Consider the following 8,534-nt stretch of genomic DNA (forward strand, 5'->3'; position numbering starts at 1 on the left):
GCTCCGGTGTTTTCTGTCCGCGGGCGCGGCCGGGGTCCGCGCCCCTGCGGGGCCCCGCGATCGGGCGTCCGACACTGGCGGCTCCGCCGCTGGCGCTTCGCACACCCGATCGCGGGACGGGCCGCGAACCCGGACGGGGGGGTTATTTGGTGTGGTGGGGACGGTAGTCCTCGCTTCGCTGTCTGGCTATTTCGTAGAGGGTGATGGTGGCGGTGGCGGCGGCGCCGATGGTGTCGGCGGCGCCGGGGATGGTGAGCTGGTCGGTTCCGGGCCAGGTGGCGCGCTCGTCGCCGACGACGATCACCGTCGCCTGGTCGAACGGGTACTCGTCGACCGGTATTCCGGTGGTGGCGCCGGGGAGCAGCACGCGGGTGGGGATGCCGCGGCGGCGCTGGCGCTCGGCGAAGGCGAGCACCTGGGCGGCACCCCCGGCGCGGAAGACCGGGACGGCGAAGAGCGAGCCGGTGGAGGCGCGCACGGTGCGCGGGTCGTGGTGGTCGGCGCCGGGGCCGGTGATCACCACCCCGGCCGCGCCGAAGGCGTCGGCGGTGCGGATGAGCGCGCCGAGCACGTCCGGCGAGTCGGGGCGGTCGGCGACCAGCACCACCGGCGGCGGGCCACCGGGCACGCCGGGCGCGAAATCGTCGAGCTCGCCGGGGCGGGAGACGGCGACCGCGACCAGCTCGGGCACGCCGTCGCCGAGCTCGGCCATGAGCTCGGGCACCAGCCCGACCCGGGGCACCCGGCTGGTGTCCAGCACCTCGCGCGCCCAGCCGGAGAGCTCGGGCCCGCCGAGCCGGTAGACGAGCGTCTCCAGCGGCCAGTCGCAGGCCAGCGCGCGGGTGATCGGCCGGACGCCGTGCACCAGGAAGCGGCCGTCGCGCAGCCGCTTGCCGCGGTTCGTCAGATACCCCTGCCACACCTGGACCGAGGCCGTGCGCGGCCGCGCTGATCGGCTCACTGCGCTGAACGTTCCTTTCCCGTGCCTGCCGGTTCGCCCGCCGCGTGCGCGGCCACCGCCGCTAGCGCGGCCGTCCGCAGCGCCGGGTCGGCGCCGTCCAGCCAGTGCACCCGCGGGTCGCGGCGGAACCACGAGCGCTGCCTGCGCACATACCGCCTGGTACCGATCAGCGTGCGCTCGACCGCGTGGTTCAGGTCGTATTCGTCATCGAGGTGCGCGAGGACTTGTGCGTATCCGATGGCGCGGCGCGCCGTCACCCCGTCGCGCAGCCCGCGGTCGAGCAGCCCGCGCACCTCGTCGACCAGCCCGGCCTCGAACATGTGCGCGGTGCGGAGTTCGATCCTGGCGTCCAGCTCGGCGGTCTCCCTGTCCACGCCGAGCAGCAGCGTGTTCCAGCGCGGGGCGCCGATCACCGGCGCGGACGCGGCGAACGGGCGCCCGGTCAGCTCGACCACCTCCAGCGCGCGCACCATGCGCCTGCCGTCGGTGGGCAGGATGGTGCCCGCGGCCACCGGGTCGGCCGCGCGCAGCGCCGCGTGCACCGCGGCGAGCCCCTGCTCCGCCAAGACCCCTTCCCACCTGGCCCGCACCTCCGGGTCGGTGGCCGGGAACCGCCACTGGTCGAGCAGCGCCTGCACGTACATCATGGAGCCGCCGACGATCACCGGGACCCGCCCGCGTGCCCGGATCGCCTCGACGTCGGCGGCGGCCGCGGCCTGGTACGCGGCGACCGTCGCGGTCGCGGTGACCTCGAGGACGTCGAGCTGGTGGTGCGGGATGCCGCGGCGCTCGGCGGGCGCCAGTTTGGCGGTGCCGATATCCATCCCCCGATACAGCTGCATGGCGTCGATGTTCACGATCTCGCCGCCGAGCTGCTCGGCCAGGTACAGCCCGAGGTCGGACTTGCCGGTGGCGGTGGGGCCGATCACCGCTACCGGTGCGCTCACGCGGGCCGCCACAGCCCGGCGTGGTACCCGACCCCGAACGGCGCGTCCTGGAAGCGGGTCTCCGCCGCGACGGCGCCGTCCCGGCCGAAGAGCCCGGCCAGCGCCTGGTAGACCGCGCGGCCGCGGAGCACGAGGTCGGCGCAGAGCGCGGGGTCCAGCTCGAGCAGCGCCGCCCGGTCGCCGGTGGCGAGCGCGGTGTCCAGCGCGCGCTGCACCGCGGGGGCGCGTTCGTCCAGGTAGCCGGGGGACGCGGTGGTGAGGGTCGCGGCGCCGTCGGCGATCACCAGGACGCCGCGCGGCTCGGGCGTCGCGTCGAGTTCGGCACGCAGCCGGGCGCCGAAGGCCACCGCCTCGCGCGCCGGCGTCTCCTCGGGCAGCAGCCGGACCTCGACCTTCCCGCCCGGGGCTACGGCGCCGCGGGCCCAGCCCGCGATCAATACCGGCAGTTCGAGCTCGGGATCCGGTTCGGCGACGGCCTCCGGGCCGAGCGCGACCCGGAGGTCGGCGCCGTAGCCGCGGAAGGTGCCGACGGTGTCCGGGCCGTACTGGCCCCGCCCGGTGCCGAGCACCGTCCAGCTGCCGGATTCCGCCGCCAGCGCGCCGAGTGCGTCGAGCACCGCCGCCCGCAGCGCGGGCACGCCCGGTTCGGCCGCGGCACCGCACAACTCGGGAACGAGGACGGGTGGCGCGGGCATCAGAGCCGCGACGGAGAACACCCCGACAACGGTAGCCGCCGGTTGTCCGGCGGCCGCCGCCGGTTCGAGTGTCTCTGCCGCAAAACCCCCGGACATTGATAGTGTTCGGGAAGCGACAACCCAGGTCACCACGGGTCGGGCGACCTGGTGGTCCCCTTCGCGGGGGCATGGATCGAATGGTCTCGAGGGCTCGCACCGGGTTGAATGGGGTGAGCCAGGGCGTAATCAGGCAGCCGTGACGCGCGGCAGGGACGAGGAGCAATGACCGACACCAACGGAACCGCCGACGCCGGCCGCCCCGCGCAGGCACCGCACCCGTCCGGTGTGCCCAAGCCCGGCGGCACCGTCCCCCGTCCCCCGAAGCCGCACGCCGTCAAGCCCGCTCCCGGCCCGGCCGCCCAGCATCCGCATCCCGTGGTCGTCCCGACCGTGAGCGACCCGAGCAGGTGGGGCCGGGTCGACGAGGACGGCACCGCCTGGGTGCGGACCGCCGACGGCGAGCGCGAGATCGGCTCCTGGCAGGCCGGTGACGCCGCCGAGGGGCTGGCGCACTTCGGCCGCCGCTTCGACGACCTGGCGACCGAGGTCGCGCTGCTGGAGGCCAGGCTCGCCGCGGGCGCCGACGCCCGCAAGACCAGGGCCGCCGCCGTCGCGCTGGCCGAGTCGCTGCCGACCGCCGCCGTGATCGGCGACGTCGACGGCCTCGCCGCCCGGCTCGCCGCCATCGCCGAGCACTCCGAGGAAGCCGCCGCGCACGCCCGCGAGGAGAAGGAGCGCGCCAGGCACGAGCACACCGAGCGCAAGGAGGCGCTGGCCGCCGAGGCGGAGAAGATCGCCGCCGAGTCCACCCAGTGGAAGTCGGCGGGCGATCGGCTGCGCGAGATCCTGGACGAGTGGAAGACCATCCGCGGCGTCGACCGCAAGGTGGACGACGCGCTGTGGCGCCGCTACTCCAAGGCGCGGGAATCCTTCAACCGCCGCCGCGGCGCGCACTTCGCCGAGCTCGACCGCGAGCGCGCCACCGCCAAGACGCGCAAGGAGGAGCTGTGCGTGCAGGCCGAGGCGCTCTCCGGCTCCTCCGACTGGGTCGGCACCGCCGCCGTCTTCCGCGACCTGCTCAACGACTGGAAGGCCGCGGGCCGGGCGCCGCGCGAGGCGGACGAGGCGCTGTGGCGGCGGTTCAAGAGCGCGCAGGACGTCTTCTTCGCGGCCCGCAACTCCGCCGCCTCCGAGCGGGACGCGGAGTTCGAGCACAACGCCACCGCCAAGGAGGAGCTGCTCCGCACGCACGCGCACATCGACCCCGCCACCGACCTGGAGACCGCCCGCGCCGCGCTGCGCGACCTGCAGGAGAAGTGGGACGCGCTGGGCAAGGTGCCGCGCGAGCGGATGCAGGATCTGGAGGGCAAGCTGCGCGCCATCGAGAAGAAGGTGCGCGAGGCGGTCGACGCCCAGTGGCGGCGTAGCGATCCGGAGGCGGTCGCCCGTGCGGCGCAGTTCCGCGAGCGGGTGCAGCAGTTCGAGGAGCAGGCCGCCAAGGCGCAGGCCGCGGGCAAGAAGCGGGATGCCGAGCGGGCCCTGGAGCAGGCCAAGCAGTGGCGTGAGTGGGCCGACGCCGCCGAAGGGGCAGTCAGCAACCTCTGACCCCGGGTCGGAACGCCATCCGCTCGGTGAGCGGTGCTGGGGCCGCGACCGCCCGGCGAGCAGGTGGCCGGGCGCGGCACGAAAGGTGCTGGCGGCACGAAAAGGTGCTGGCGGCACGCGGAAGTGCAGGCGGCAAGCGGAAGTGCGGGCAGCACGCGAAAGTGTGGGCAGCAGGGGAAGGTGCGGGCGGCACGTCGATCCGCGAGCGCGCGGGCGGAGTGTCCTCGCCGGGCGGCGGAGTGTTCTCGCCGGGCGGCGGAGTGTTCAGCGCTCGCCGAAGCGCTTGCGGCGCTCCTGCTCCTCCGCGACGGCGGCGACCGCCCGGCGCTGCTCCTCGGCGGCGAGGTGCACGGCGGTCCGGCTCCAGACCACCTTCACCCAGTGGAAGGTGAGCAGGGCGGCGGCGATGGTGCCGATGATCAGTCCGACGCCCGGCCCCGCGCCGATGTAGTTGTTCAGCCCCGGCGTCTGCCGGTGCCAGATGGAGAAGACGCCGAACGCACTCGCGATCGCCGACCCGGCGAGCGCGACCCAGGCCAGCGCCCAGCGCCTCGTCATCAGCGCGAGCAGCGAGAAGCCGACCCCGAAGACCGTCACGAACCAGACGAAGATCCGGGAGGGCAGCCCGATGTGCTCGATCCGCGCCGCGTCGGTGCCGAGCAGCACGTCGAAGCCGCGCGCCGACCCGGCGTGCGCGAGCACCAGCGAGATCAGCAGCGCGAAGACCGCGACCGCCACCACCAGCGCGCGGGCCCCGGGGTCGATCTCCCCCGCGACCCGCCGCTCGACGGCGTCGATCTCGGCGCGCATCTGTTCCAGGTTCTCGACCGAATTCACGTCGTCTCCTTCTCGGCCCGGCCCGTCGCCGGGATCGGCGGGACCGGTCACGATCCGCACTCGGTGGCGCAGCCACCTGCCACCGGCTGCACGGCGGGGGCGCCGATGGCGGGCAGCCCGAGCCCGACCCCGATGGGGGCGGTCTTCGGGGTGATCCCGCGCTCGTGCGCGTCCCCGGCCCTGGTCCGGCGGTGGGCGGTGATCGGCGAGTCGGCGATCAGGTGGTGCGGCGCGGCGGCGGTCACCGTGACGGTCACCAGATCGCCGGGCCGGATGCCTGCGCCCTCCGGGCTGCTGTCAGCACCGACGCCCTCCGGGCGGAAGTGCACCAGCCTGCCGTCCCTGGCGCGGCCGCTCATGCGGGCGGTGGCGGCGTTCTTCTTCCCCGCGCCCGCGGCGACGAGCAACTCCACCTCGGCGCCGACCAGCGCCCGGTTGCCCGCCAGCGACATCTCCTCCTGCAGCGCGATCAGCCGCTCGTAGCGCGCCTGCACCACGGCCTTCGGCAGCTGGTCCGGCAGTTCGGCGGCCGGTGTGCCCGGCCGCTTCGAGTACTGGAAGGTGTACGCGCTGGTGAAGCGGGCCCGCCGGACGACCTCGAGGGTCTGCTCGAAGTCCTCCTCGGTCTCGCCCGGGAAGCCGACGATGATGTCGGTGGTGATCGCGGCATGCGGCATGGCGGCCCGCACCTTGTCGATGATGCCCAGGTAGCGCGCCTGCCGGTAGGAGCGGCGCATGGCCTTGAGCACCCGGTCCGAGCCGGACTGCAGCGGCATGTGCAGTTGCGGACAGATGTTCGGGGTGGCCGCCATCGCCTCGATGACGTCGTCGGTGAACTCCGCCGGGTGCGGCGAGGTGAAGCGCACCCGCTCCAGGCCGTCGATGTCGCCGCAGGCGCGCAACAGCTTGGCGAACGCGCCGCGATCGCGCGGCTCGGCCGGGTCGGCGAACGAGGCGCCGTAGGCGTTGACGTTCTGCCCGAGCAGCGTCACCTCCAGCACGCCCTGGTCGACCAGCGCCTGCACCTCGGCGAGCACATCGCCGGGGCGCCGGTCCACCTCCTTGCCGCGCAGCGCGGGGACGATGCAGAAGGTGCAGGTGTTGTTGCAGCCGACGGAGATGGAGACCCAGCCCGCGTAGGCGGACTCGCGCTTGGCGGGCAGCGTGGACGGGAACGCCTCCAGCGAGTCCAGGATCTCCACCTGGGCCTCGGCATTGTGCCTGGCCCGCTCCAGCAGCACCGGCAGCGAACCGAGGTTGTGCGTGCCGAAGACCACGTCCACCCAGGGCGCGCGGTGGACGATGGTGTCCCGGTCCTTCTGCGCCAGGCAGCCGCCGACCGCGATCTGCATGCCGGGCCTGCCCGCCTTCGCCGGTGCCAGGTGCCCGAGCGTGCCGTAGAGCTTGTTGTCCGCGTTCTCCCGCACCGCGCAGGTGTTGAGCACCACCAGATCGGGCTCCGCCCCCGCCGCGGCCCGGACGTACCCGGCCTCCTCGAGCAGCCCGGAGAGCCGCTCGGAGTCGTGCACGTTCATCTGGCAGCCGAAGGTGCGCACCTCGTAGCTGCGGCCGGCGTCGGCCTCCGCGGCCGGGAGCACCGCCGTCCGTCCCATCGAATCCACCCGCCCAGCCTACGGGGGTCACCGGGGGTGGGCGGACGAGGGTACCGCCAGGTTACGGGGGTATGTCGAATCGGCGCGGCGCGGCGGTGTGTCACCGAAAGCAGGGCAAAACCCGGTTTTCCCTTTAAGGTCAGTGACCATGACCGACGACGCCGCCGCACCCGGGGCCACCGGGGACACCCCCGCCGCTGCGTCGGCGGGCGCCCCGCCGATGATCGCGATGCGCAAGGTGGACAAGCACTTCGGCGCGCTGCACGTGCTCCGCGACATCAACCTGGAGGTGCCGCGCGGACAGGTGGTGATCGTGCTCGGGCCGTCCGGCTCCGGCAAGTCCACGCTCTGCCGCACCATCAACCGGCTGGAGCCGATCGACTCCGGCGAGATCGCGGTGGACGGTATCCCGCTGCCCGCCGAGGGCAAGGCGCTGGCCGCGCTGCGCGCCGATGTCGGCATGGTCTTCCAGTCGTTCAACCTGTTCGCGCACAAGACGATCCTGGACAACGTCATGCTGGCGCCGCTCAAGGTGCGCAAGCTGAAGAAGAGCGAGGCGCGCGAGCAGGCGGAGGCGCTGCTGGAGCGGGTCGGCATCGCCGACCAGGCGGACAAGTACCCCGCGCAGCTCTCCGGCGGGCAGCAGCAGCGCGTCGCCATCGCCCGCGCGCTCGCGATGAACCCCAAGGTCATGCTCTTCGACGAGCCGACCTCCGCGCTCGACCCGGAGATGGTCAACGAGGTGCTCGAGGTGATGGTCTCGCTGGCCAAGGAGGGGATGACCATGGTCGTGGTCACCCACGAGATGGGCTTCGCCCGGCGCGCGGGCGACCGGGTGCTCTTCATGGCGGACGGCCTTGTAGTCGAGGACGCCGAGCCCGAGACGTTCTTCACCGCCCCGAAATCGGACCGGGCCAAGGACTTCCTGGGCAAGATCCTGAGCCACTAGGTAAGAGAGAAGGAACTCGATGAGGATCAACCGCGCGTTGCGCGCCGGGATCGGTGCGGTCGCTCTGGCGCTGGCCGTCGCGAGCACGGCCGCCTGTGGTGGCGGCTCCGACAAGTCCGCCGTGGAGAATGCCAAGGACGGCAAGCTCACCATCGGCATCAAGTTCGACCAGCCCGGCCTCGGCCTGCGCAACAAGGATGGCTCCTACAGCGGGTTCGACGTCGAGGTCGCCAAGTACGTGGCGGGCAAGCTCGGGGTGCAGCCGGACCAGATCACCTTCAAGGAATCGCCATCGGCCCAGCGCGAGACGCTGATCGAGAACGGGCAGGTCGACCTGGTCGTCGCCACCTACTCGATCAACGACAAGCGCAAGGAGAAGGTCGACTTCGCCGGGCCGTACTTCGTCGCGGGCCAGTCGCTGCTGGTCAAGGCCGACAACACCACGATCACCGGGCCGGAGTCGCTGACCGGGGGCAAGAAGCTCTGCTCGGTCAAGGGCTCGACCCCGGCGCAGAACGTCAAGGACAAGTACGCCAACGACGTGCAGCTGCAGGAGTACGACACCTACTCGCTCTGCGTCGAGGCGCTGCGCAGCGGCTCGGTGGACGCGGTGACCACCGACGACATCATCCTGGCCGGTTTCGCCGCCCAGTCGCCGGGCCAGCTGAAGGTGGTCGGCAAGCCGTTCACCACGGAGAACTACGGCATCGGGCTGAAGAAGGGCGACCAGGAGACCCGCGACGCGGTCAACGACGCCATTGAGGCGATGATCGCCGACGGCTCCTGGGCCGCCGCGCTGAACCAGACCTTCGGCGCCACCGGGTACCAGATCCCGGCGCCGCCCACGGTGAACCGCTACTGACCCGCTCGGCGAGGGCGGCCCGGCGT

The 8,534-nt window shown here is 73.1% G+C and carries 8 protein-coding genes; 3 read left to right on the plus strand and 5 right to left on the minus strand.

Features of this window, described 5'->3' with window-relative positions; translation table 11 throughout:
• Positions 1-142: 142 nt before the first annotated feature.
• From ACFUJ1_RS34020 to ACFUJ1_RS34030, 3 genes are read right to left on the minus strand one after another with little or no spacing between them, the layout of a single operon-like run.
• Positions 143-961, minus strand: coding sequence for a TrmH family RNA methyltransferase (locus tag ACFUJ1_RS34020; protein WP_378651423.1), 819 nt, complete (start codon positions 959-961; stop codon positions 143-145).
• Positions 958-1,908 (minus strand): tRNA (adenosine(37)-N6)-dimethylallyltransferase MiaA, encoded by a 951-nt coding sequence (gene miaA / locus ACFUJ1_RS34025; RefSeq protein WP_378651424.1) that lies wholly within the window; start codon positions 1,906-1,908, stop codon positions 958-960. Before miaA ends, ACFUJ1_RS34020 begins: the two co-directional genes overlap by 4 nt.
• A complete protein-coding gene (locus ACFUJ1_RS34030; protein ID WP_378651425.1) occupies positions 1,905-2,624 on the minus strand; it encodes a hypothetical protein in 720 nt (239 codons plus the stop codon). Before ACFUJ1_RS34030 ends, miaA begins: the two co-directional genes overlap by 4 nt.
• A gap of 240 nt (positions 2,625-2,864) precedes the next feature.
• On the opposite strand from ACFUJ1_RS34030, the gene ACFUJ1_RS34035 reads away from it, so the two are divergent.
• Positions 2,865-4,247, plus strand: a complete 1,383-nt coding sequence (locus ACFUJ1_RS34035) for a DUF349 domain-containing protein (RefSeq protein WP_378651426.1) — start codon at positions 2,865-2,867, stop codon at positions 4,245-4,247.
• Positions 4,248-4,511: 264 nt separating this feature from the next.
• Here ACFUJ1_RS34035 and ACFUJ1_RS34040 read toward each other — a convergent pair whose 3' ends face one another.
• Both ACFUJ1_RS34040 and miaB read right to left on the minus strand, forming a co-directional pair.
• Complete coding sequence (locus ACFUJ1_RS34040) at positions 4,512-5,135, minus strand: hypothetical protein (protein WP_378651427.1); 624 nt, start codon at positions 5,133-5,135, stop codon at positions 4,512-4,514.
• A complete protein-coding gene (gene miaB / locus ACFUJ1_RS34045; protein WP_378651429.1) occupies positions 5,132-6,697 on the minus strand; it encodes a tRNA (N6-isopentenyl adenosine(37)-C2)-methylthiotransferase MiaB in 1,566 nt (521 codons plus the stop codon). Before miaB ends, ACFUJ1_RS34040 begins: the two co-directional genes overlap by 4 nt.
• Before the next feature lie 220 nt (positions 6,698-6,917).
• On the opposite strand from miaB, the gene gluA reads away from it, so the two are divergent.
• Entirely contained in the window at positions 6,918-7,646 is a 729-nt protein-coding gene (gluA, locus tag ACFUJ1_RS34050) for a glutamate ABC transporter ATP-binding protein GluA (RefSeq protein ID WP_378651430.1), read from the plus strand.
• Positions 7,647-7,665: 19 nt separating this feature from the next.
• Positions 7,666-8,508, plus strand: a complete 843-nt coding sequence (locus tag ACFUJ1_RS34055) for a glutamate ABC transporter substrate-binding protein (protein WP_378651428.1) — start codon at positions 7,666-7,668, stop codon at positions 8,506-8,508.
• Positions 8,509-8,534: the final 26 nt, after the last annotated feature.

It is taken from the genome of Nocardia sp. NPDC057227, from assembly GCF_042669725.1.
In the GTDB taxonomy this organism is placed as follows: Bacteria; Actinomycetota; Actinomycetes; order Mycobacteriales; family Mycobacteriaceae; genus Nocardia; species Nocardia asteroides_A.

Coding starts and splice junctions, on each gene's coding strand:
- ACFUJ1_RS34035 (WP_378651426.1), top strand. CDS start 2,865: ATGACCGACACCAACGGAACCGCCGACGCCGGCCGCCCCGCGCAGGCA.
- miaB (WP_378651429.1), bottom strand. CDS start 6,697: ATGGGACGGACGGCGGTGCTCCCGGCCGCGGAGGCCGACGCCGGCCGC.
- gluA (WP_378651430.1), top strand. CDS start 6,918: ATGATCGCGATGCGCAAGGTGGACAAGCACTTCGGCGCGCTGCACGTG.
- ACFUJ1_RS34055 (WP_378651428.1), top strand. CDS start 7,666: ATGAGGATCAACCGCGCGTTGCGCGCCGGGATCGGTGCGGTCGCTCTG.